A 22,660-nucleotide genomic window follows, 5' to 3' on the forward strand; every position below is an offset into this window, starting at 1 on the left:
GGAGGCAAGCAATCATCCGGAAGGAGCACCATGGCCATCCACGACGAGTACCGCCTCGCGACGTTCTACTTCGACTCCAAGGCGTACGCCGACGCCGCCCGCATGCTCGAGGGCGTGATCGCCGAGGAGCCGGCCAACCTCTCCGTCCGCCTGCTGCTCGCCCGCAGCTACTACCACTCCGCCCAGCTCGGCCGCGCCGAGGCCGAACTGCTGCGGATCCTGGAGACGGACCCGACCGAGGACTACGCCCGCCTGATGCTCGGCCGCACCCTGGAGCGCCAGGGCCGCGCCGAGGAGGCCCGCCCGCACCTGCGGCTGGCCGCCGCGATGGCCGGCGAGGACGTCTGACGACCGGACCGGAAATGGGGCGAGCCCCCGTCGCCTCGAAAGGCGGCGGGGGCTCGCTCTCGGTTTCGCGAAGTGCGGAACCGCTCGCGGGTCAGCGCGAGTAGTACTCGACGACCAGCTGCTCGTCGCAGATCACCGGGATCTCCTTGCGCTGCGGCGCACGGTCCAGGCGGAAGGCCAGGGCCTTCAGGTTGACCTCGAGGTACTTCGGGGTCTGGCCCTCACCCGCGTAGCCACCCTCACGGGCGACCTGGAAGGGGACCTTCTCCTTGCTGCGCTCGCGGATGGTCACCACGAAGCCCGGCTTCATCTGGAACGACGGCTTGTTGACCTTGCCGCCGTTGACCTCGACGTGGCCGTGGACGACCATCTGACGGGCCTGGTAGATGGTGCGGGCGATGCCCGAACGCAGGACCAGGGCGTCGAGGCGGGTCTCCAGCTCGGCGACGAGCGCCTCACCGGTCTTGCCCTCGGCCTTCTTCGCGCGGTCGAACGCGCGGGCCAGCTGCTTCTCGCTCAGGTCGTACTGGGCGCGAAGACGCTGCTTCTCGGTCAGACGGACCTTGTAGTCCGAGTTCTGCTTGCGACCACGGCCGTGCTGGCCGGGCGGGTACGGGCGGGCCTCGAAGTACTTGACGGACTTCGGGGTCAGCGGCACGCCGAGCGCACGCGCGATCTTGACCTTGGGGCGCTTCTGGTTCGCCATGAACCAAACCTTCCTTGCTTACGAATACGGCTTCCACCAGGTGTTGACGGAGGTCGCTCGTCGCGACCCGGAGAAAACCCCGCCGCCTGCGCGATGGGATCAGCCGCTCTCCGGAGCCGGGCACGAATGTGCTTGTCACACGGGGAGCCCGAAGGCCCGCCCGCGACACCGAAACGGTGCGCGACGCTCCTGCTGCGGACCTCCCGGAGGAGGTCTACGGCCACCGCCCCGCTGGTGCGGCCGGTCGGTGGGGTCTCCCCCGCCGCCGTCCCGGGACATGGCACTCCGACCGAGTATACCGGGAGATCACTCGCCCTTTTCCCCGGCCCTCTGCTCCCCGGCCTTCTCGCCCCCGGCCTTCTCGCCCCCGGCCCTCTGCTCCTTGACCTTCTGCTCCCCGGCCCTCTGCTCCTTGGGGCGCTCCCCCCGCAGCCGCCCCCGCGTCCACTCCACCGTGTCCGCGTAGCGCACCTCGCCGCCGCGCCGGTTGGGCCGGTAGTACTCCTTGCCGTGCACCGAGTCCGGCGCGTACTGCTGCGTCGCGATGCCCTCCGGCAGGTCGTGCGGGTACTGGTAGCCGTGCCCGTGGCCCAGCTTGCCCGCGCCGCCGTAGTGCGCGTCCCGCAGGTGCGGCGGCACGGCGCCCGCCAGGCCCTGCCGTACGTCCGCCAGCGCCGCGTCGATCGCCAGGTACGCGCTGTTGGACTTGGGCGCCAGGGCGAGGGCGATCGCCGCCTGGGACAGGATGATCCGCGCCTCCGGGAAGCCGATCAGCGCCACCGCCTGGGCCGCCGCCACCGCCGTCTGCAGGGCGCTCGGGTCGGCCAGGCCCACGTCCTCGCTGGCGGAGATCATCAGCCGGCGGGCGATGAACCGCGGGTCCTCCCCCGCCTCGATCATCCGGGCCAGGTAGTGCAGGGTGGCGTCCACATCGCTGCCGCGGATCGACTTGATCAGCGCGCTGGCCACGTCGTAGTGCTGGTCGCCGTCCTTGTCGTAGCGCACGGCGGCCTGGTTGACGGCCGTCTCGGTGGTGGCCAGCGTGATGCTCGCCTCGCCCTTCTCCAGCGCCGCCCCGGCCGCCGCCTCCAGCGTGGTCAGCGCCCGCCGGGCGTCCCCGCCGGCCAGGCGCACCAGGTGGTCCTCGGCCTCGGCGGTCAGCTCCAGCGCGCCCGCCAGGCCCCGCTCGTCGGCCACCGCGCGGCGCAGCAGCGCCCGGACGTCCTCGTCGGTCAGGGCCTCCAGCGTGAGCAGCAGCGAGCGGGAGAGCAGCGGGGAGATCACCGAGAAGTACGGGTTCTCGGTGGTCGCGGCGATCAGGGTGACCCAGCGGTTCTCGACGGCGGGCAGCAGCGAGTCCTGCTGAGCCTTGGAGAAGCGGTGGATCTCGTCCAGGAAGAGGACCGTCTCCCGGCCGGACATGCCGACCGCCCGCCGGGCGCCGTCGATCACCGCCCGGACCTCCTTGACCCCGGCGGTGATCGCGGACAGCTCGACGAAGCGGCCCTCCACGGACTGGCTGATGACGTGCGCGAGGGTGGTCTTCCCGGTGCCGGGCGGCCCCCACAGGATCACCGAGCTGGTGGCGGCCGGCCCGCGCGAGGAGGAGACCAGCCGGCGCAGCGGCGAGCCGGGCTTGAGCAGCTGCCGCTGCCCGGCCACCTCCTCCAGGGTGCGCGGGCGCATCCGTACGGCCAGCGGGGCGCGGCCGGGCTCCCTGCTCTGGCGTTCCTCGGCGGCTGCGGTGAAGAGGTCCGGTTCGTCCACACCGGAAGCCTATGCGAGGGCCCCGACACGCCTATGCCTGCGTGCGGCGGTCCAGCAGGACCACCTCGAACTCCTCCAACGAGCGCAGGATGCCGCCCACCGCGGCGACCGCCTTCGAGCGGGCCTCGGCGTTCGGCCCGCGCGAGGCTTCGAAGCTCGCCCGGTCGGCGAAGATCAGGCCGGTCGAGAGCCGGCCTGCCGCCCGGTGCGCCAGCATCGCGCCGGTCACGAAGCCCGGCGCCTGCTGCAGCATCGGCAGCGCCTGGTCCCGGAACACCTCGGCCGCCTCGTCCACCTTCTCCGGGTCGACGTCGACCCGCACCAGGCGGAACCCGGCGCCCGGCCCGGCCTCTCCGGGCGGGGCCGTGGCCACGGCCTCCCAGACGTCGGTGGCCACGGTGCCGGCCAGCGGTGCCAGCAGCTCCGCCCTGCGCGCCCGCAGGGCCGTGTCACTGTCGCGCTCGGCCTGGGCGGACTCCCACCAGGAGCCCATCGTGATCTTGCCGAGGGCCCGGTCGACGAACAGGCCGTAGCCGCGGTAGCCGGGCTGCCCGGAGAGCAGGTCGAGCGCCTCCTTGCCGAATCCCTCGACGGTCTGCCCGATCCGGTCCGGATTCCCGGTGGCGTAGACGGTACGGACGAACATGAGCGCGCCTCCTGTGGACGCCCGGGCGCCACACGGGGCCGTTCACGCAGTGGAGTCGCAGCGCCCGGAGGGCCCCGTCTACTCCAGTGTGGCAGTACGGTCCGGAACGTACTTCTGCAGGTCGCGCGGGGGCCGCTGGTAGCCGCGCGGGGCCGGGCGGGGCGGCAGGTCGATCTTCGGCGGGGAGATCTCGTGGTACGCGACGGTGGAGAGCAGGTGGGCGATCATGTTGATCCTGGCCCGGCGCTTGTCGTCGCTCTCGACCACGTGCCAGGGCGAGTCCGGGGTGTCGGTGTAGACGAACATCTCGTCCTTGGCCCGGGAGTAGTCCTCCCAGTGCCTGATCGACTCGACGTCCATCGGGGAGAGCTTCCAGCGCTTCATCGGGTCCTCCAGGCGGTCCCGGAAGCGCCGTTCCTGTTCGGTGTCGCTCACCGAGAACCAGTACTTGCGCAGCAGGATGCCGGACTCGATCAGCATCCGCTCGAAGGTCGGGCACTGGTGCAGGAACTGCCAGTACTCCTCGTCGGTGCAGAAGCCCATGACCCGCTCGACACCGGCCCGGTTGTACCAGCTGCGGTCGAACAGCACGATCTCGCCGGCGGCCGGGAGCTGCTCGACGTAGCGCTGGAAGTACCACTGGGTCCTCTGCCGCTCGGTCGGTGTCGGCAGTGCGGCGACCCGGGCGATGCGGGGGTTCAGGTACTCGGTGACGCGCTTGATCGCACCGCCCTTGCCGGCCGCGTCCCGGCCCTCGAAGATCACCACGACCCGGGCGCCCTCGACCCGCACCCACTCCTGGAGTTTCACCAACTCCTGCTGCAGGCGCAGCAGTTCCTTCTCGTACGCCTTCTTGCCGAACCGCTGCCGCTGCTCCTCGGCCACCCCTGGCCCTCCCGTCCGCCTGTCACCGATGATCCTTCACCGTAGACACAGGCGGACCGGTACCGCAGGTCGGGCCGTGAGTCGGGCCGCAGGTCGGGCCATGGGTCGGGCCGTGGGTCGGCCCGGGGAGAGGGGGCCGGAGGCCGGGGTGGGGCCTCCGGTGGGAGGGGGTGGCGCGGTGGCGCACGGTGAGGGGGTTGGGCGGCCTATACGCCGACGAACGGCTCCGGGTAGCGGCAGAGCCCGCGCGGGCCGCCGTCGTACGCCGACAGGGGCAGCGCCTGGAAGTACGTCTCCGGCACCTCGAACGGGCCGGTGACCTCGTGCCGCCCGGCCGGCGTGAAGCCGAAGCGGCCGTAGTACTCCGGGTCACCGAGGACGACGACCAGCTTCTCGCCCGCCGCCTCGGCCGCCGACAGCGCGGCCCGGACGACGACTTCGCCGACGCCCCTGCGCTGCCACTCGGGGGCGACCGCCACCGGCGCGAGCGCCAGCGCGTCACCGAGGGCGCCGTCGCCGCCGACCCGCAGCCGGGTCAGCAGCGCGTGCCCGATCACCAGGTCGGTGGCGTCCGTCGCCACTATGGACAGCCCGGGCAGCCAGGCGGGGTCGCGGCGCAGCGCGTCCACCAGGTCCGCCTCGTCCGGGCCGGGGAACGCGGCCATCAGGACGCGTCTGATCTCCGGGGCGTCGTCCGGACGTTCTGTTCTCGTTCTGACCTGCAAGGGTCAACCCTTCCTCTGTCGCACGCCGTTGTGGACCGGCCCCGAACGGACCGGTGTCCGTTCGGGGCCGTTGAAGGTTAGCGGATGACGCGGCGTCAGCTCTCCTGCTGCGCCTCGGGCTTGGCTTCCTCGCGGACCTTGGGCTTGGCGTCCACGCCGGCCTCGCGACGCTGCGCCGGGGTGATCGGCGTCGGGGCGCCGGTCAGCGGGTCACCGCCGGTGGAGGTCTTCGGGAAGGCGATGACGTCCCGGATGGTGTCGTACCCGCCGAGCAGGGTGACCACGCGGTCCAGGCCGAAGGCGACGCCACCGTGCGGCGGCGGGCCGTAGTTGAACGCGTCGAGCAGGAAGCCGAACTGCGAGGCCGCCTCCTCCTCGGAGAGGCCGATCGCGTCGAACGCCCGCTTCTGCACGTCCCGCTGGTGGATACGGATCGAACCGCCGCCCAGCTCCGAGCCGTTGAGGACCAGGTCGTAGGCGTTGGACAGGGCCGAGCCCGGGTCGGTGTCGAAGGTGTCCAGCGACTCGGCGGTGGGGGCGGTGAAGGGGTGGTGCACCGCGTGCCAGCCCTGGAACTCGCCCTTGTCGTCCTCGATCGGCTCGAACATCGGGAAGTCGACGACCCAGAGGAAGGCCCACGCGGACTCGTCGATCAGCGCGCAGCGCTTGCCGATCTCCAGTCGGGCGGCGCCGAGCAGCTCCTGCGAGGGGCGCTCCTTGCCGGCGGCGAAGAAGATCGCGTCGCCGTTCTTGGCGCCGGCCGCGGCGGCGAGGCCGGCCAGGTGCTCCTCGGAGAGGTTCTTGGCGACGGGGCCGCGCAGCTCGCCGGTCTCGGCGTCGATGAGCACGTAGGCCAGGCCCCGGGCGCCGCGCGCCTTGGCCCAGTCCTGCCAGGCGTCGAGCTGCTTGCGCGGCTGCGAGGCACCGCCGGGCATGACCACGGCGCCGACGTACGGGGCCTGGAAGACGCGGAAGTCGGTGCCCTTGAAGTACTCGGTGAGGTCGGTGAGTTCCTGGCCGAAGCGCACGTCCGGCTTGTCGGAGCCGTAGCGGCCCATCGCGTCCGCGTAGGTCATGCGCGGCAGCGGGTTCGGGATCTCGTAGCCGTGGACCTCGCGCCAGATCGCACCGATGATCTTCTCGCCGAGGGCCAGGATGTCCTCCTGGTCGACGAAGGACGCCTCGATGTCGAGCTGGGTGAACTCCGGCTGCCGGTCGGCGCGGAAGTCCTCGTCGCGGAAGCAGCGGGCGATCTGGTAGTAGCGCTCCATGCCGGCCACCATCAGCAGCTGCTTGAACAGCTGGGGCGACTGCGGCAGCGCGTACCAGTGGCCGGGCTGCAGGCGGACGGGGACGAGGAAGTCGCGGGCGCCCTCGGGGGTGGAGCGGGTGAGGTACGGCGTCTCGATGTCGAGGAAGTCGTTCTCCTCCATCACCCGGCGGATGATGTTGCTGACCCTGGAGCGCAGCCGCAGGCCCTTGGCCGGGCCCTCGCGGCGCAGGTCCAGGTAGCGGTAGCGCAGCCGGACCTCCTCGTTGACGGTGCCCGGCTCGTACTCGGCGACGGGGAAGGGCAGCGGCGCGGCCTCGGAGAGGACCTCGATCTCGCTGACGACGACCTCGACGGCGCCGGTGGGGATGTCGGGGTTCTCGTTGCCCTCGGGGCGCACCCGGACGTCGCCGACGACCTTGACGCAGTACTCGGCGCGCAGGCCGTGCACCGAGTCCAGGTCGCGGACCACGATCTGCACGGTGCCGGAGGCGTCGCGCAGGTCGATGAAGGCCACGCCGCCGTGGTCGCGGCGGCGGGCGACCCAGCCGGCCAGGGTGACGGTGGTGCCTGCGTGCTCCGGGCGGAGCGTGCCCGCGTCGTGCGTGCGGATCACAGCTGCTTCTCCTTCAGGGTGGTGACGAGTGCGTCGAGGGCGACGGGGGTCTGTTCGCCGGTGGACATGTCCTTGAGCTGGACGACGCCTTCGGCGAGGTCCCGGTCCCCGGCGATCAGGGCGAAGCGGGCGCCGGACCGGTCGGCGGACTTCATGGCGTTCTTGATGCTCTTGACGCCGAAGGCGAGGTCGGTGGCCACGCCGGCCCGGCGCAGCTCGACGACCTTGGCGAACAGGACGTTCTTGGCCTCCTCGCCGAGCGCGACGGCGTACACCGCGGTGGCGGCCGGCAGGTCCAGGGTGACGCCCTCGGCCTCGAGGGCCAGGTAGGTGCGGTCCACGCCGAGGGCCCAGCCGACGGAGGGCAGCGCCGGGCCGCCGATCATCTCGGAGAGGCCGTCGTAGCGGCCGCCGCCGCCGATGGCGGACTGGGCGCCGAGGCCGTTGTGGACGAACTCGAAGGTGGTGCGGGTGTAGTAGTCCAGGCCGCGCACCAGCTTGGGGTCGTCGACGAAGGCGACGCCGGCCGCGGTGAGCAGCTCGCGGACCTTCTCGTCGTACGCCTTGCAGTCCTCGCACAGGTAGTCGCGCAGCATCGGGGCGCCGACCAGCTGGTCCTGCACGTCCTTGCGCTTGTCGTCGAGGACGCGCAGCGGGTTGATCCCGGCGCGGCGGCGGGTCTCCTCGTCCAGGTCCAGGCCGGAGAGGAAGTCGATCAGCGCGGCGCGGTAGACCGGGCGGCACTGCTTGTCGCCGAGGCTGTTGAGCAGCAGCGAGTAGTCGCTCAGGCCGAGCGCGCGGAACGCGTCGTCGGCCAGGATGATCAGCTCGGCGTCCAGCGCCGGGTCCTCCGCGCCGATGGCCTCCGCGCCGACCTGGGAGAACTGGCGGTAGCGGCCCTTCTGGGCGCGCTCGTAGCGGTAGTACGAGCCGGAGTACCAGAGCTTGACCGGCAGGTTGCCCTGCTTGTGCAGGTTGGCCTGGAGGGCCGCGCGCAGCACCGAGGCGGTGCCCTCCGGGCGCAGCGCGAGCTCGTCACCGCCCTTGGTGGTGAGGTTGTACATCTCCTTGGTGACGATGTCGGTGGACTCGCCGACACCGCGGGAGAACAGCTTCACGTCCTCGAAGACCGGGGTCTCGATGTAGCCGTAGCCGGCCCGGCGGGCGGGGGCGGCGATGCGCTCGCGGATCGCCAGGAAGGTCGCGGAGCTGGGGGGCAGCAGGTCGTAGGTGCCCTTGGGGGCGGTGAAGGTGCTCAACTTCTCTATCCGTCACATTCCTCGTCGCGGGAAAGCCGGGGCGCCGGCCGCCCCCGCTGCCTGTCGGAGGTAGGGGTTGGTGGCGCGCTCGCGGCCGATGGTCGTCTGTCCGCCGTGGCCGGAGAGCACCACGGTGGAGTCGTCGAGGGGCAGGCACACCCGGGCCAGCGAGCGCATGATCGCTTCGCCGTCCCCGCCCGGGAGGTCGGTACGCCCTATGGAGCCGGCGAACAGCAGGTCGCCCGAGAACAGCACCGGGGGGAGGTCCTCGGCACCGGGCGTCCGGAAGGTCACCGACCCCCCGGTATGGCCGGGGGCGTGGTCGACGGTCATGCTCAGACCGGCCAGTTCCAGCACGGCGCCGTCGGTGAGCTCGCGCACGTCGTCGGGCTCGCCGACGGTCAGTTCGCCCATCAGCGGGGCGCCGATGGCGCGGCCGAGCGCCTTCTCCGGGTCCGACATCATGTACCGGTCCTCGGGGTGGATCCACGCCGGGACGCCGCGGGCGCCGCAGACCGGGACCACCGAGGCCACGTGGTCGATGTGCCCGTGCGTGAGCAGCACGGCGACGGGCTTGAGCCGGTGCTCGCGGACCAGTTCCTCGACGCCGGCGGCGGCCTGGTGCCCCGGGTCGACGATGACGCACTCCTCGCCCGCCGCCGGGGCGACCAGGTAGCAGTTGGTGCCCCAGGCTCCAGCGGGGAATCCGGCGATGAACACGCGCGTCCTCTTGTGATGTCGGTCAGCGGCTACGGACTACGGCTTCCGAAGGTCCCTGAAAAGGTCTCTGAAGGTGTACGGGCAGCCTACCGGCGGTGCGGGCCCGGTCGCGAACCGGTATACGGGTGACGCCGCGGGCCGCGTGACAGGTTCACCGCGTTCTTACGGTCCGGGTCCCTACACTTGGCCGCCGATGGATGCGATGATCCGCATCGAATCCCTCTCGAATCCCTTCCGATTCCATCCACTCTTTCCGCACATCCCCAGGAGACACGGCCGGTGGTCAGCAGCGAACAGCGGCGGCGGCAGCTCGCCCGCGAGAAGTACGAGCGCCAGATGGAGCGCCGGGTCGCCGAGGCGGCCACCCGCAAGCGCCGTACCGCGATCCTGAGCGCCTCGCTCGCCGTCGTGGTACTGGCCGGCGGCGGCGCGCTGGTCGCGGGCGGCGCGTTCAGCTCGAACGACGACAAGTCGACCACGGCGGCCTCGGACACGGCCAAGGCCGGGCAGACCAACCCGGCCGCCGAGCCCACCACCCCGACCCGCAAGCCGGTCGACGGCTGCGCGGCCCCGGCGGAGGGCAAGCCCAACGGCAAGCAGTGGAAGGACGAGCCGGCGATGACCGTCGACTCCTCCGCCGCGTACACCATGACGATGGACACCAACTGCGGCAAGGTGACGGTGGCGTTGGACGCGGCCAAGGCGCCGCACACCGTCAACTCCTTCAACTTCCTGGCCGGGGAGCAGTTCTTCGACCACACCAAGTGCCACCGCCTCACCACGGACGGCATCTTCGTGCTCCAGTGCGGCGACCCGACCGCCAGCGCGACCGTCCCCGGCGGCACCGGCGGCCCCGGCTACAAGTTCAAGGACGAGAACCTGACCGGCGCGACGTACCCGGCGGGCACGGTGGCGATGGCCAACTCCGGCCCGGACACCAACGGGAGCCAGTTCTTCCTGGTCTACAAGGACACCAAGCTGCCGCCGAGCTACATCCCGTTCGGCAAGGTCACCGGCGGCCTGGACGTGCTGAACAAGATCGCCGCCGCGGGCACCCTGGAGGGCGCGACGGACGGCCACCCGATGGCCGACATCACCTTCAACTCCGTTACGGTGTCCAAGGGTTGACCCAACCCGGGGCCTCCCGCCGCAGGCGCTCCACGCGCCCCGGCGGGGCCCCGGAGCGAAATCGCCCGGCCCGGATGCGGACAGCACCGGGCCTGGTCGCCTATGTTGGCGTTGTGTAGGGTGCCCGGACCCGCCCAGCCGTTCACCCTCGGCAGCACGACTCGGCGGACGGGGACGGCGGACTTCTTCGGTCCGCCGCACATCAACTGTGGACGACGAACGCGCACCGCCCCGACGCGGGCGCGACGTCATGTGGAGGACGCGCTATGAGCAGCGACCCGTGGGGCCGTGTCGACGAGCAGGGCACGGTCTACGTCAGGACCGCCGACGGCGAACGCGCCGTGGGTTCCTGGCAGGCCGGCTCGCCCGAGGAGGCGCTGGCGTACTTCGAGCGCAAGTTCCAGGGCATCGAGGTGGAGATCGGCCTGCTGGAGAAGCGGGTGCGCACCACCGACCTGGCCGCGAAGGACGCCCTGACCGCGCTGGAGCACCTGCGCGCACAGGTGACCGAGGGCCACGCCGTGGGTGACCTGGCCGCCCTGGCCACGCGCCTGGACGCGCTCGCCGGCGAGATCGAGAACCGCCGCGAGGAGCGCAAGGCCGCCCGCGCCAAGGCGCAGGACGAGACCCGCGCCGCCAAGGAGGCCCTGGTCTCCGAGGCCGAGCAGCTCGCCGAGTCCACCCAGTGGCGGGAGGCCGGGGACCGGCTGCGCGCCCTGGTGGACACCTGGAAGGGCCTGCCCCGGCTCGACCGCAAGAGCGACGACGAGCTGTGGCACCGCTTCTCGCACGCCCGTTCCGTGTTCTCCAAGCACCGCAAGGCGCACTTCGCCGCGCTGGACTCGGAGCGCGACCAGGCCCGCCACACCAAGGAGTCGCTGGTCGCCGAGGCCGAGGCCCTGTCCTCGTCCACCGACTGGGGCAGCACCGCCGCCGCCTACCGCGACCTGATGGCCCGCTGGAAGGGCGCCGGTCGCGCACAGCGCGACGTCGAGGACGAGCTGTGGGCCCGCTTCCGCGGCGCGCAGGACGTCTTCTTCCAGGCCCGCTCCGCCGTGTTCAGCGAGCGCGACGCCGAGCAGGTCGAGAACCAGAAGCTCAAGGAGGCGCTGGCCGCCGAGGCCGAGACGATCCTCCCGATCACCGACCTCAAGGCCGCCAAGGCCGCCCTGCGCGAGATCAACGAGCGCTGGGAGGCCATCGGCCACGTGCCGCGCGACATCCGCCCGAAGCTGGACGGCCGGCTGAACGCCGTCGAGCGGGCGATCCGCGAGGCCGAGGACGCGGACTGGAAGCGCTCCAACCCGGAGGCCAAGGCCCGCGCGGCCGGCATGGTGGGCCTGTTCCAGGCGAAGGCCGACAAGATCCAGGCCGACCTGGACAAGGCCCGCGCGGCCGGCAACGCCTCCAGGACCGCCAAGCTGGAGTCCGAGCTGGCCGGCGTGCAGACCCTGCTGGAGCAGGCGCACAAGAGCCAGGAGGAGTTCAGCGGCTGATCCCGTGAGCCGGTGAACGAGGAAGCCCCCGTCGCACGCGACGGGGGCTTCCTCGTGTCCGGACGCTACTTGCGGGCGGAGGTGACGCGGTAGACGTCGTACACGCCCTCGACGCCGCGCACCGCCTTGAGCACGTGGCCCAGGTGCTTCGGGTCGCCCATCTCGAAGGTGAACCGGCTCATCGCCACCCGGTCCCGGGAGGTCTGCACGGCCGCCGACAGGATGTTGACGTGCTGGTCGGAGAGCACCCGGGTGACGTCCGAGAGCAGCCGGGAGCGGTCCAGCGCCTCGACCTGGATGGCCACCAGGAAGACGGAGGACTGGGTCGCGGCCCACTCGACGTCGATCATCCGCTCGGGCTGCTGGCTCAGCGCCTCGACGTTGACGCAGTCGGCGCGGTGCACCGAGACGCCGTTGCCGCGGGTGACGAAGCCGACGATCGGGTCGCCCGGCACCGGGGTGCAGCAGCGGGAGAGCTTGACCCAGACGTCCTCGACGCCCTTGACGATCACGCCCGGGTCGCCCTTGGCCCGGCGGCGCACCGCCCGGCGGTTGTCGTGCGTCGGGGTGGCGGTCTCCGCCAGGTCCTCGGTGGCGCCCTCCTCGCCGCCGAGCGCCTGGACGAGCTTCTGCACGATGTTCTGCGCGGCGACGTGCCCCTCGCCGATCGCGGCGTAGAGCGAGGAGATGTCGGGGTAGCGCATCTCGTGGGCGAGGGTGACCAGCGAGTCCCCGGTGAGGATGCGCTGGATCGGCAGGCCCTGCTTGCGCATGGCCCGGACGATCGCCTCCTTGCCGTGCTCGATCGCCTCCTCGCGGCGCTCCTTGGAGAACCAGGCGCGGATCTTGTTGCGGGCGCGCGGGGACTTGACGAAGCCCAGCCAGTCCCGGGAGGGCCCGGCGTTCTCCGCCTTGGAGGTGAACACCTCGACGGCGTCGCCGTTCTCCAGCGTCGACTCCAGCGGCACCAGGCGGCCGTTGACCCGGGCCCCTATGGTCCGGTAGCCGACCTCGGTGTGCACCGCGAAGGCGAAGTCGACGGGGGTGGCGCCGGCGGGCAGCGCTATCACGTCACCCTTGGGGGTGAAGACGAAGACCTCGTTGCTGGCCAGGTCGAAGCGCAGCGACTCCAGGAACTCGCCCGGGTCGGCCGTCTCCTTCTGCCAGTCCAGCAGCTGCCGCAGCCAGGCCATCTCGTTGACGGCTCCGGCCTTGTCGTCCTTGCGGACGGCGGCCGGGGTGTCGGTGCGGACCTTGGAGGCCCCGGCCACGGCGCGCTGCTTGTACTTCCAGTGCGCGGCGATGCCGTACTCGGCCCGCCGGTGCATGTCGAAGGTGCGGATCTGGAGCTCGACGGGCTTGCCGCCGGGGCCGATCACCGTCGTGTGCAGCGACTGGTACATGTTGAACTTGGGCATCGCGATGTAGTCCTTGAACCGCCCCGGCACCGGGTTCCACCGCGCGTGGATGGTGCCCAGCGCGGCGTAGCAGTCGCGGACGGTGTCGACCAGGACCCGGATGCCCACCAGGTCGTAGATCTCGGCGAAGTCCCGGCCCCGGACGATCATCTTCTGGTAGACCGAGTAGTAGTGCTTCGGCCGGCCGGTGACGGAGGCCGTGATCCGCGCCCCGCGCAGGTCCGCCTGGACCTGGTCGATGACGGTCGCCAGGTACTCGTCCCGCTTGGGGGCCCGCTCGGCGACCAGGCGCACGATCTCGTCGTACATCTTGGGGTAGAGGATCGCGAAGGCGAGGTCCTCCAGCTCCCACTTGATGGTGTTCATGCCCAGCCGGTGCGCCAGCGGGGCGTAGATCTCCAGCGTCTCGCGGGCCTTCTTCTCCTGCTTCTCCCGCTTGAGGTAGCGCATGGTGCGCATGTTGTGCAGGCGGTCGGCCAGCTTGATCACCAGGACGCGCGGGTCCTTGGCCATCGCGACGACCATCTTGCGGACGGTCTCGGCCTGCGCGGCCTCGCCGAACTTGACCCGGTCGAGCTTGGTGACGCCGTCGACCAGCAGGGCCACCGAGTCGCCGAAGTCCTTGCGCAGGGTCTCCAGGCCGTAGTCGGTGTCCTCGACGGTGTCGTGCAGCAGCCCGGCCATCAGCGTCGGGGCGTCCATGCCCAGCTCGGCCAGGATGGTGGCCACGGCCAGCGGGTGGGTGATGTACGGGTCGCCGCTCTTGCGCTTCTGCCCGCGGTGCCACTTCTCGGCGACGGCGTAGGCGCGCTCGATGTCGCGCAGCAGCGCCGGGTCCGCCTTGGGGTCGTTGGCCCGGATCGAGCGGAACAGGGGCTCCAGCACGGGGTTGAGGACGCTGGAGCGCTGGCCGCCGAGGCGGGCCAGCCGGGCACGCATGCCGCCGGAGGAGCCGCGGCCGGACGAGCCGGGCGAGCGCGGGGAGGTCGGAGCCGGACGTGCCGGGGTGGCCCCCGAGGGCGCGGGAGTGGCGTCGGGGGCGGCCGCTGCGGCCGTGGGCACAACCTCGTCGGGCAAGGACACTCCTCGGGGCACCGGGCCGACCCTGCCGGGGACCGTACGGTCGCCTGCGCCGGAAGAGCCGCCGGGAGGGGATGAATCTTCATCGTACCGAGCCGGGCCGCCCGGTGTTCAGTCGGCCGGGCCGCAAACGGAAGAGCGGTGGTCGGATGATCCGACCACCGCTCTCAAGGTCCCGTCGCCGGGTCCCGTCGTTCAGACCGTGACCAGGGTCTCCAGCGGAGCACCGTTCAGGTGCCCGGCCAGCCGCTCACGGCCGTCCAGGAAGCCCAGCTCCATCAGCACCACGACGCCCACCAGCTCGGCGCCGGCCTCCTTCACCAGGTCCAGCGAGGCACCGATGGTGCCGCCCGTGGCCAGCACGTCGTCCACCACCAGCACCTTCTCGCCGGGCGCGAAGGCGTCGCACTGCACCTCCAGCGTCGCCGAGCCGTACTCCAGCTCGTAACTGCGCCGGAACACCTCGCCGGGCAGCTTGCCCTGCTTGCGGATCGGCACGAAGCCGAGCCCGGCCGCGAAGGCCGCCGGGGCCGCCAGCACGAAGCCGCGCGCCTCCAGGCCCACCACCTTGGTCGCCCCCAGCTCCTTCGCCCGCTCCGCCAGCGCCCGGGTCAGGGCGGCGAACGCCTCGGCGTCGGCCAGCAGCGGCGCGATGTCCTTGAACAGCACGCCCGGCTTCGGGTAGTCGGGGACGTCCCTGATCCGGCTGTTGAGCAGCTCGGCCAGGGAGTTCTCGGCGGTGGTCACGGTGGTGTCCTCAATCGATCGGGGGTTCAGCGCTTGGTGGACGGACGGCCCTTGGCACGGTTGGTGCCGGCCGACCGGCCGCGCTGACCGACCATACCCGCCGGCTGGCCGTCCTCCTCGCCCTCGGCCGGGGCGTCCGCCCCCGCCTCGGACTCGGACTCCGCCTTGGCCGCGGCCGCCGCCCGGTGCTGCAGGACGCGCTTGCGCAGCGCCTTCATCTCGGGCTGCTCCTCCTTGAGCTGCGCCAGCAGCGGGGTGGCGACGCAGATCGAGGAGTAGGCACCGGCCGCGAGGCCGATGAACAGCGCGAGCGAGATGTCGTTCAGGGTGCCGGCGCCCAGGATGCCGCCGCCGATGAACAGCAGCGCGGCCACCGGCAGGAGCGCCACCACGGTGGTGTTGAGCGAGCGCACCAGGGTCTGGTTGAGGCCCGCGTTGGCCGCCTCGCTGTAGGTGAGCTTGTTCTGCTTGGTGATCCCCTTGGCGTTCTCCTTCACGGTGTCGAAGACGACGACCGTGTCGTAGAGCGAGTACCCGAGGATCGTCAGGAAGCCGATCACCGTACCGGGGGTGACCTCGAAGCCCACCAGGGCGTACACGCCGATGGTGATCAGGAGGTCGTGGATCAGCGCGACCAGGGCGGCCAGCGCCATCCGCCACTCGAAGGCGATCGCCATGTAGACGGTCACCAGGATCATGAAGACGATCAGGCCGGTGAGCGCCTTGTCGGAGATCTGCTTGCCCCAGCTGGGGCCGATCACCTGGGCCTCGACGGTGTCCAGCGGCACGGCGAGCTTCTGCGAGAGCTCGGAGCGGACCTGGTCCGAGCTCTTGGTCTCGTCGGTGCTGACCTGGATGCGGATCTTGCCGTTGTCGGTCGACTGCACCAGCGGGTGCGAGGAGACGACCTCGTCGGCCGTCGTCTGCGCCTGCGAGACGGTCAGCCCCGGCTTGCTGACGGTGTAGACCGAGCCGCCCTTGAACTCGATGCCCAGGTGCAGGCCCATGGCCAGGCCGATCGCCGCGACGAGCACGATCACACCGGAGATGGAGTACCAGATCTTGCGGCGCCCGACGAAGTCGAAGCTGACCTCGCCCTGGTAGAGCCGGTGGCCCAGATTGGAGAAGCGAGACATGGCGTCATGCCTCCTTCACGGCGGCAGAGGAGGAGCTACGGCGACGGGTGCTGCGCAGCGGCGGGCGGGCGCCCAGCCGCTTGGGGTCCAGGCCGGACCACGGGTGGCCGTCCGAGAAGAACTTGCGGCGGGCCAGCAGCGTGATCATCGGCTTGGTGAAGAGGAAGATCACCACGACGTCGAGCGCGGTGGTCAGGCCGAGCGTGAACGCGAAGCCCTGGACCTTGCCGACCGAGACCACGTAGAGCACCGCGGCACAGAGGAAGGACACGAAGTCCGAGACCAGGATGGTGCGCCGGGCGCGCGGCCAGGCCCGCTGGACGGCCGGGCGCAGCGGGGCGCCCTCGCGGACCTCGTCGCGGATGCGCTCGAAGTACACGATGAAGGAGTCCGCGGTGATACCGATCGCGACGATCGCACCGCAGACGGCCGGCAGGTTCAGCGCGAAGCCGATCCCGCCGCCGAGCAGGCTCATGATCGCGTAGGTCAGGATCGCCGAGACGATCAGACCGGCGATCGAGACCAGGCCGAGGCCGCGGTAGTAGATCACCGAGTAGGCGATGACCAGCAGCATGCCGATCGCGCCGGCGATCAGGCCGGCCTTGAGCTGGTCGCTGCCGAGCTGCGGGGAGACGGTGGTGACGTCGCCCTTGCTGAAGTCCAGCGGCAGGGCGCCGAAGCTCAGCACGTTGGCGAGGTCCTGCGCCTCGGTCTGGCCGAAGCCGCCGTTGATGACGGCGTTGCCGCCCGGGATCGGGCCGCGGACCATCGGGTGCGAGACGACCTGGTTGTCCAGCACGATCGCGAACTGGTTGGTCGGCGCGGGCATGGCGGCGAGCTTGGTGGTGATGTCGGCGAAGGCGCTGGTGCCCTTGTCGTTGAACTGCAGGGAGACCTGCCAGCCGCCGGCGCCCTGGGTGTCGATGGACGCCTGGGCCTTGGTGATGTCCAGGCCCCTGACGGCCGCCGGGCCGAGGATCAGCTTCGACCAGCCGCCCTTCTCCTCCTCCTTCTGGGAGCAGGCGATGACGGGCTTGTCCTCGGGGCCGGCCTGGGCGGCGCGGACCTCGGGCTTGGAGCAGTCCAGCGTGGCGAAGGCCGTGGCCAGCTCCGGCGGGATGCCGGCCTGGGCCGCGGCGGCCGCGACGTTCGGGTCCAGCGGGTTCGGCTGGGCCGGGGCCGTGGGCGCACCGGTCGCGGCGGCGGTCGGAGCGGTGGCCGGGGCGGTGGCCGGGGCGGTCGCGGCGGCGGTCGGAGCGGCCGGGGCGCCGAGCGCCTCGCCGGCCGGGCGACCCTGCTTGGTGGCCGCCGGGGAGGCCGCGCCGGTGGCCGGGGCGCTCGCGCCGGTGCTCGCCGGGGCGGAGGCCGTGCCCGTGGCGCCCGCGGACGGGGTGGCCCCCGGGGTGCCGGTGGCACCGGCCGTGGGCGTCGTGGTGGGCGTGGCCTGCGGGCCACTCGCCGCCACGGCCAGGACCGGGCGGAAGAACAGCTTCGCGGTGGTACCCACCTGGTCGGCCGCGTTCTGCCGGTCACCGCCCTTGGGGATGTTCACGATGATCGTGTCCGAGCCCTGGGTCTGGACCTCCGCCTCGGAGACACCCATACCGTTGACCCGGCGCTCGATGATCCCCACGGCGATGTCCATGTTGGACTTGGTGAGCGCCTTGGGGTCGGTCGACTTCGCGGTCAGCGTGATGCTGGTGCCGCCGGCGAGGTCGATCCCGAGCCGGGGCTTGGTGTTGCCCGTCCCGAACATGAGGGCGACCAGTCCGACGGTGACGACCAGGATGAGGGCCAGCGCCCGCCCTGGGTAGCCGTCGCGCGGGCGCGACTTGGGTGTTGCCACCTTGCTCGTTTCTCCCTGTCCATGCCACGTACCCGTACCGGTCCCCCGGCCGACTCGTGGTTGGACGGGGGACATGGCGGTTCTGCGGCCCTGAGGTCCTGTGGGCTCGCGGCACTGTGCCGCGCGGCCGGGCGGATGCCCGACCGTCTTACTTGCTCGCGGGAGCCCCGCCCTCCGCGTCGCCCTTGTCGGCGCCGTCCTTGCTGAGCGACAGCGGCTTCTCCTCGACGGCGTCCTCGGCCGGAGCCGCGTCCTCCGCCGCCACCTCGGACTCCGGCGCCTCGTCCTCGGCCGGGCGGCCGTTGATGATGGCGTCGTACTCCTGGAACTCCATGACCGCCGCGATGGCGCTCTTGGTGAAGTGGGAGACCACGCCCGGCGCGATCTCCAGCTCGACGGTCTCGTCGTTGACCGCCTTCACCAGGGCGTAGATGCCGCCGATGGTGCGCACTCCCGCCCCGGGGACGAGCGCGGTCTGCGTCTCCTGCATCTGCGCCTGGCGCTTCTTGTTCGCCCGGAACATGAGCACGGCCAGGAGGACGAGGGGGAGAAGGAGGATGAAGTTCACTGCAGCCAGGGTCCTTTACGGGCCGCCGGTCGGCGGCCTGTGGTATTGGTCGGCCCGTCAGGTGAGAGGGGCGGTCCGGCGGAGTCTAGGCGACCCCGAACTGATCGGACAACGCCAAGCATCGCATCCTGCCGCCGAAAGTGGCGACCCTCCGTCCGCAGGGTTTCCCCGGACGCCTCCCCCGGGTCCCCCAGGGCCCGCCGGGCGGTGCGGGCGGGGAACCGGGCGGCCCGTCTCACTCATTCGGACCAGCGGCACTCAACTTCCGGCCGGGTTTCCTTCCGGCCTTCCGTCCGGGCTTGCGTCCGGGCTTCCAGCCGCCGTGAACAGTCCCGGCTGGGCCGCCGCGGCGCCCCGGGTGGTCCGGACCGGTGCGGTCTGCGCCGGCGGGGTCAGGCCCAGGTGCTGCCAGGCGGCGGCGGTGGCGATCCGCCCGCGCGGGGTACGGGCCAGCAGGCCCTCGCGCACCAGGAACGGTTCGGCCACCTCCTCGACCGTCTCCGCCTCCTCCCCCACGGCCACGGCCAGGGTCGACAGGCCGACCGGGCCGCCGCCGAACAGCCGCAGCAGCGCGTTCAGCACCGCCCGGTCCAGCCGGTCCAGGCCGCGGGCGTCCACCTCGTACACGTCCAGCGCCTGCGCGGCGATGCCGGCGGTGACCAGGCCGTCGTGCCTGACCTGCGCGTAGTCGCGCACCCGGCGCAGCAGCCGGTTGGCGATGCGCGGGGTGCCGCGCGAGCGCCCGGCGATCTCGGACGCGCCGGCCGGGTCTATCTCCACGTCCAGCAGGGTGGCCGAGCGGCGCACCACCTTCTCGAGCTCGGCGGGGGCGTAGAACTCCATGTGCCCGGTGAAGCCGAAGCGGTCGCGCAGCGGCGGCGGCAGCAGGCCGGCCCGGGTGGTCGCGCCGACCAGGGTGAACGGCGGCAGCTCCAGGGGGATGGCGGTGGCGCCCGGGCCCTTGCCGACGATCACGTCGACCCGGTAGTCCTCCATCGCCATGTAGAGCATCTCCTCGGCCGGCCGGGACATCCGGTGGATCTCGTCGAGGAAGAGCACCTCGCCCTCGGTGAGCGAGGACAGGATCGCCGCGAGGTCACCTGCGTGCTGGATGGCCGGGCCGGAGGTGATCCGGATCGGGGCGCCCAGCTCGGCGGCGATGATCATCGACAGGGTGGTCTTGCCCAGCCCGGGCGGGCCGCTCAGCAGCACGTGGTCGGGCGCGCTGCCGCGCTTGCGCGCCGCCTGGAGCACCAGGGACAGCTGCTCGCGCACCCGCTCCTGGCCGATGAACTCGTCCAGCAGCTTGGGACGCAGCGCCGCCTCCACCGCCTGGTCCTCGCCGTCGGCGGCGGCCGTGACCAGACGGTCGGCGGGCTCGGAGTCGTACGGACTCATGGGTGCGGGCTCCCGGGTCGACAAACGGACAGATCGTCAAGTGGCTTCTCAGCGGGCGCGGTTGAGACCGCGCAGGGCCAGCCGCAGCAGGGCGCCGACGTCCGGCGTGCCCTGGGCCTCCCTCTGGGCCTCCGCCTCGGGGGTGACGGCGGCGACCGCCTCCTCCGCCTCGCGGGGGGCGTAGCCCAGGCCCGTCAGCGCGGAGTGCAGCTGCTCGGTCCACGGCGCGGGGCCCGAGGCGATCGGCTTCTGCGCGGGCACCGCGCCGTGCGGGGCGCCCAGCTTGTCCTTGTACTCCAGCAGCAGCTTCGCCGCCTTCGCCTTGCCGATGCCGGGGACGGCGACCAGCGCCTTCTCGTCCCCGCCCGCCACCGCGGCGCGCAGCGCGTCGGGGCTGTGCACCCCGAGGATCGCCTGCGCCAGCTTGGGGCCGACGCCCGGCGCGGCCTGGAGGATCTCGAAGATGCCGCGCTCGTCGTCGTCCGCGAAGCCGAAGAGCGTCAGCGAGTCCTCCCGTACGACCAGCGAGGTCGCCAGCCGGGCCGGCTCGCCGAGCCGCAGGCCCGCCAGGGTGTTCGGGGTGCACTGGACGGCCATGCCGACCCCGCCGACCTCGATCACCGCGACACCGGAGGAGACGGCCGCCACGGGCCCTTGGACGAAGGCGATCACCGGGTCGTTCCTTTCACGGGGCCGGCTTTCACGCCGGTTCGCACGGGGGTGGCTCGGGCGGCCTGGACGGCGGCCTGCAGCCGGTTGGTCGCCCCGCCGCGCCAGATGTGGCAGATGGCCAGCGCCAGCGCGTCGGCGGCGTCGGCGGGCTTGGGCGGGGCGTCGAGGCGCAGCAGGCGCTGCACCATGGCCGTGACCTGCGCCTTGTCGGCCCGGCCGGAGCCGGTGACGGCCGCCTTGACCTCGCTGGGGGTGTGCAGGGTGACGGGGATGCCCCGCCTGGTCGCGCAGAGCATCGCGACGGCGCTGGCCTGGGCGGTGCCCATCACCGTGCGGACGTTGTGCTGGGCGAAGACCCGCTCGACGGCGACCAGGTCGGGCCGGTGCTCGTCCAGCCACGCCTCGATGCCCTGCTCGACCAGCAGCAGCCGCTGGCCGATCTCGGCCTCGGCGGGCGTGCGCACCACACCGACCCCGGCCATCCGCAGCGGCCGGCCCGGCGCGCCCTCGACCACGCCGACCCCGCACCTGGTCAGCCCCGGGTCCACGCCCAGTACCCGTACCACCGGCCCCGCCTCTCCCTGCCCCGCCACTCGCTTGGGGCGACCTGCGAAGGCTACCCGCCGGGTCCGACAACCCCACCGACGACACCGGCCCGGCGGTCCAGGGACCACCGGGCCGGGCAGTGAGAACGATCACTCGCCGATCACTCGCCGATCGCTCGCCGCTGTCACTCGGCGTCGAGCTGCGCACCGACCTCGTCGGAGATGTCGAAGTTGGCGAAGACGTTCTGCACGTCGTCGCTGTCCTCGAGCGCGTCGATCAGCTTGAGGATCTTGCGGGCGCCGTCGACGTCCAGCTCGACCTGCATGTCCGGCACGAAGTTGGCCTCGGCCGAGTCGTAGTCGACGCCGGCGTCCACCAGCGCGGTGCGGACGGCGACCATCTTCGACGGCTCGGAGATGATCTCGAAGGACTCGCCGAGGTCGTTGATCTCCTCGGGCTCCTGGTCGAGGACGACCTCGAAGAGCTTGTCCTCGTCCACACCGTCAGCCTTGGGGACGATCACGACGCCCTTGCGGTTGAACAGGTACGACACCGAGCCCGGGTCGGCCATCGAGCCGCCGTTGCGGGTCATCGCGACGCGCACGTCGGAGGCGGCGCGGTTGCGGTTGTCGGTGAGGCACTCGATCAGGACGGCGACACCGTTGGGGCCGTAGCCCTCGTACATGATGGTCTGGTAGTCGGCGCCGCCGGCCTCCAGACCGCCACCGCGCTTGACGGCGCGGTTGATGTTGTCGATCGGGACCGAGCTCTTCTTGGCCTTCTGGATGGCGTCGTACAGGGTCGGGTTGCCCGCCGGGTCGGGGCCGCCCGTCTTCGCCGCCACCTCGATGTTCTTGATCATCTTGGCGAAGAGCTTGCCGCGCTTGGCGTCGATCACGGCCTTCTTGTGCTTGGTGGTAGCCCACTTAGAGTGGCCGGACATCGCCAGCTCCTTTACGTCGCCAAATGGAAATGAAACAGATGAGATCTTACCGGTGTCGTCACCGGTGGAGCGCACACGGCTACGAGGCGGCAGCCAGGTGCTCCTCGACCATCTTCACGAAGTAGGCGTGCACCCGGTGGTCGCCGGTCAGCTCCGGGTGGAAGGAGGTGGCCAGCAGGTTGCCCTGGCGCACGGCCACGATCCGGCTGTCCGGGCCGTCCGCGGCGGGCAGCTCGGCCAGCACCTCGACGCCCGCGCCGACCTCCTCGACCCAGGGGGCGCGGATGAACACGCCGTGCACCGGCTCCTCGCCCAGGCCCTTGAAGGAGATCCCGGACTCGAAGGACTCGTTCTGGCGCCCGAAGGCGTTGCGGCGCACGGTCATGTCGATTCCGCCGACGCTCTCCTGGTCGTCCCGGCCGTCGAGGATCTTGTCGGCCAGCATGATCATGCCCGCGCAGGTGCCGTAGACCGGCATCCCGGCGGCGACCCGGTCGCGCACCGGCTGCATCACGTCGAACAGCAGCGCCAGCTTGGACATGGTGGTGGACTCCCCGCCGGGGATCACCAGCGCGTCGACCTCGGCCAGCTCCTCGGCACGGCGCACCGGACGGGCGAGCGCGTCGGCCTCGGCCAGCGCCACCAGGTGCTCGCGGACGTCGCCCTGCAGGGCGAGGACGCCGATGACTGGAGTGCTCACGGTCTTCAACCTCTATCGATCGTTACTACGGGCGTAGTGC

Annotated in this window: 21 protein-coding genes; 3 read left to right on the forward strand and 18 right to left on the reverse strand. The window is 71.7% G+C overall.

From position 1 onward, the window contains the following. Positions 1-30: 30 nt before the first annotated feature. Positions 31-348 (forward strand): tetratricopeptide repeat protein, encoded by a 318-nt coding sequence (locus IH61_RS0122390; RefSeq protein ID WP_051837697.1) that lies wholly within the window; start codon positions 31-33, stop codon positions 346-348. Between the two features lie 91 nt (positions 349-439). Here the strand turns inward: IH61_RS0122390 and rpsD are convergent, their stop codons facing one another. The 8 genes from rpsD to IH61_RS0122430 all read right to left on the reverse strand — a co-directional run bounded on the left by rpsD (position 440) and on the right by IH61_RS0122430 (position 8,942). Next, the gene (gene rpsD / locus IH61_RS0122395) at positions 440-1,054 is read right to left on the reverse strand and encodes a 30S ribosomal protein S4 (protein WP_031072556.1); all 615 of its coding nucleotides are present in this window, start codon (positions 1,052-1,054) and stop codon (positions 440-442) included. A gap of 306 nt (positions 1,055-1,360) precedes the next feature. Beyond that, a complete protein-coding gene (locus IH61_RS0122400; RefSeq protein WP_234327286.1) occupies positions 1,361-2,821 on the reverse strand; it encodes a replication-associated recombination protein A in 1,461 nt (486 codons plus the stop codon). 31 nt (positions 2,822-2,852) lie between these two features. After that, a complete protein-coding gene (locus IH61_RS0122405; RefSeq protein ID WP_031072560.1) occupies positions 2,853-3,467 on the reverse strand; it encodes a hypothetical protein in 615 nt (204 codons plus the stop codon). Between the two features lie 78 nt (positions 3,468-3,545). Further along, on the reverse strand, positions 3,546-4,352 hold the full coding sequence (ppk2, locus tag IH61_RS0122410) for a polyphosphate kinase 2 (protein ID WP_031072563.1): 807 nt from the start codon (positions 4,350-4,352) through the stop codon (positions 3,546-3,548). Positions 4,353-4,558: 206 nt separating this feature from the next. Further along, complete coding sequence (locus IH61_RS0122415) at positions 4,559-5,077, reverse strand: GNAT family N-acetyltransferase (protein WP_031072565.1); 519 nt, start codon at positions 5,075-5,077, stop codon at positions 4,559-4,561. A 95-nt stretch (positions 5,078-5,172) separates the two neighbouring features. Beyond that, the gene (gene aspS, locus IH61_RS0122420; protein WP_031072567.1) at positions 5,173-6,963 is read right to left on the reverse strand and encodes an aspartate--tRNA ligase; all 1,791 of its coding nucleotides are present in this window, start codon (positions 6,961-6,963) and stop codon (positions 5,173-5,175) included. After that, positions 6,960-8,222: a histidine--tRNA ligase gene (hisS, locus tag IH61_RS0122425; protein ID WP_031072569.1), complete on the reverse strand. Its 1,263-nt coding sequence runs from the start codon at positions 8,220-8,222 to the stop codon at positions 6,960-6,962. Before hisS ends, aspS begins: the two co-directional genes overlap by 4 nt. Positions 8,223-8,234: 12 nt before the next feature. After that, positions 8,235-8,942, reverse strand: coding sequence for an MBL fold metallo-hydrolase (locus tag IH61_RS0122430; RefSeq protein ID WP_031072571.1), 708 nt, complete (start codon positions 8,940-8,942; stop codon positions 8,235-8,237). Positions 8,943-9,221: 279 nt separating this feature from the next. Here IH61_RS0122430 and IH61_RS0122435 point away from each other — a divergent pair, with 279 nt between their 5' ends. Further along, entirely contained in the window at positions 9,222-10,070 is an 849-nt protein-coding gene (locus IH61_RS0122435) for a peptidylprolyl isomerase (RefSeq protein WP_031072573.1), read from the forward strand. 266 nt (positions 10,071-10,336) lie between these two features. Beyond that, the gene (locus tag IH61_RS0122440; protein ID WP_031072575.1) at positions 10,337-11,566 is read left to right on the forward strand and encodes a DUF349 domain-containing protein; all 1,230 of its coding nucleotides are present in this window, start codon (positions 10,337-10,339) and stop codon (positions 11,564-11,566) included. A gap of 65 nt (positions 11,567-11,631) precedes the next feature. On the opposite strand, the gene IH61_RS0122445 is transcribed toward IH61_RS0122440, so the two are convergent. The 10 genes from IH61_RS0122445 to pdxT all read right to left on the reverse strand — a co-directional run bounded on the left by IH61_RS0122445 (position 11,632) and on the right by pdxT (position 22,620). Continuing rightward, on the reverse strand, positions 11,632-14,061 hold the full coding sequence (locus IH61_RS0122445) for a RelA/SpoT family protein (protein ID WP_031072578.1): 2,430 nt from the start codon (positions 14,059-14,061) through the stop codon (positions 11,632-11,634). Positions 14,062-14,259: 198 nt separating this feature from the next. Then, positions 14,260-14,811 carry an adenine phosphoribosyltransferase gene (locus IH61_RS0122450; protein WP_031072579.1) on the reverse strand — a complete coding sequence of 184 codons (552 nt, stop codon included), beginning with the start codon at positions 14,809-14,811 and terminating at the stop codon, positions 14,260-14,262. A gap of 26 nt (positions 14,812-14,837) precedes the next feature. Beyond that, positions 14,838-15,947 carry a protein translocase subunit SecF gene (secF, locus tag IH61_RS0122455; RefSeq protein WP_031072580.1) on the reverse strand — a complete coding sequence of 370 codons (1,110 nt, stop codon included), beginning with the start codon at positions 15,945-15,947 and terminating at the stop codon, positions 14,838-14,840. Between the two features lie 4 nt (positions 15,948-15,951). Further along, a complete protein-coding gene (gene secD, locus IH61_RS0122460) occupies positions 15,952-17,793 on the reverse strand; it encodes a protein translocase subunit SecD (protein ID WP_031072581.1) in 1,842 nt (613 codons plus the stop codon). A gap of 148 nt (positions 17,794-17,941) precedes the next feature. After that, positions 17,942-18,361 carry a preprotein translocase subunit YajC gene (gene yajC, locus IH61_RS43120; RefSeq protein ID WP_031072582.1) on the reverse strand — a complete coding sequence of 140 codons (420 nt, stop codon included), beginning with the start codon at positions 18,359-18,361 and terminating at the stop codon, positions 17,942-17,944. A gap of 258 nt (positions 18,362-18,619) precedes the next feature. Then, complete coding sequence (gene ruvB, locus IH61_RS0122470; protein ID WP_051837699.1) at positions 18,620-19,759, reverse strand: Holliday junction branch migration DNA helicase RuvB; 1,140 nt, start codon at positions 19,757-19,759, stop codon at positions 18,620-18,622. Between the two features lie 48 nt (positions 19,760-19,807). Beyond that, positions 19,808-20,431, reverse strand: a complete 624-nt coding sequence (gene ruvA / locus IH61_RS0122475; RefSeq protein WP_031072584.1) for a Holliday junction branch migration protein RuvA — start codon at positions 20,429-20,431, stop codon at positions 19,808-19,810. Continuing rightward, positions 20,428-20,997 (reverse strand): crossover junction endodeoxyribonuclease RuvC, encoded by a 570-nt coding sequence (gene ruvC / locus IH61_RS0122480; protein WP_031072586.1) that lies wholly within the window; start codon positions 20,995-20,997, stop codon positions 20,428-20,430. Before ruvC ends, ruvA begins: the two co-directional genes overlap by 4 nt. Before the next feature lie 164 nt (positions 20,998-21,161). Further along, positions 21,162-21,920: a YebC/PmpR family DNA-binding transcriptional regulator gene (locus IH61_RS0122485; RefSeq protein ID WP_031072587.1), complete on the reverse strand. Its 759-nt coding sequence runs from the start codon at positions 21,918-21,920 to the stop codon at positions 21,162-21,164. A gap of 79 nt (positions 21,921-21,999) precedes the next feature. Further along, a complete protein-coding gene (pdxT, locus tag IH61_RS0122490; RefSeq protein WP_031072589.1) occupies positions 22,000-22,620 on the reverse strand; it encodes a pyridoxal 5'-phosphate synthase glutaminase subunit PdxT in 621 nt (206 codons plus the stop codon). Positions 22,621-22,660: the final 40 nt, after the last annotated feature.

The organism is Streptomyces sp. NRRL WC-3742 (genome assembly GCF_000720635.1).
Classification (GTDB): domain Bacteria; phylum Actinomycetota; class Actinomycetes; order Streptomycetales; family Streptomycetaceae; genus Kitasatospora.

Excerpts from the sequence above, each read along its gene's own strand:
- IH61_RS0122390 (WP_051837697.1), top strand. The coding sequence starts at position 31 with ATGGCCATCCACGACGAGTACCGCCTCGCGACGTTCTACTTCGACTCC.
- ruvB (WP_051837699.1), bottom strand. The coding sequence starts at position 19,759 with ATGAGTCCGTACGACTCCGAGCCCGCCGACCGTCTGGTCACGGCCGCC.
- IH61_RS0122440 (WP_031072575.1), top strand. The coding sequence starts at position 10,337 with ATGAGCAGCGACCCGTGGGGCCGTGTCGACGAGCAGGGCACGGTCTAC.
- rpsD (WP_031072556.1), bottom strand. The coding sequence starts at position 1,054 with ATGGCGAACCAGAAGCGCCCCAAGGTCAAGATCGCGCGTGCGCTCGGC.
- IH61_RS0122485 (WP_031072587.1), bottom strand. The coding sequence starts at position 21,920 with ATGTCCGGCCACTCTAAGTGGGCTACCACCAAGCACAAGAAGGCCGTG.
- secF (WP_031072580.1), bottom strand. The coding sequence starts at position 15,947 with ATGTCTCGCTTCTCCAATCTGGGCCACCGGCTCTACCAGGGCGAGGTC.
- IH61_RS0122405 (WP_031072560.1), bottom strand. The coding sequence starts at position 3,467 with ATGTTCGTCCGTACCGTCTACGCCACCGGGAATCCGGACCGGATCGGG.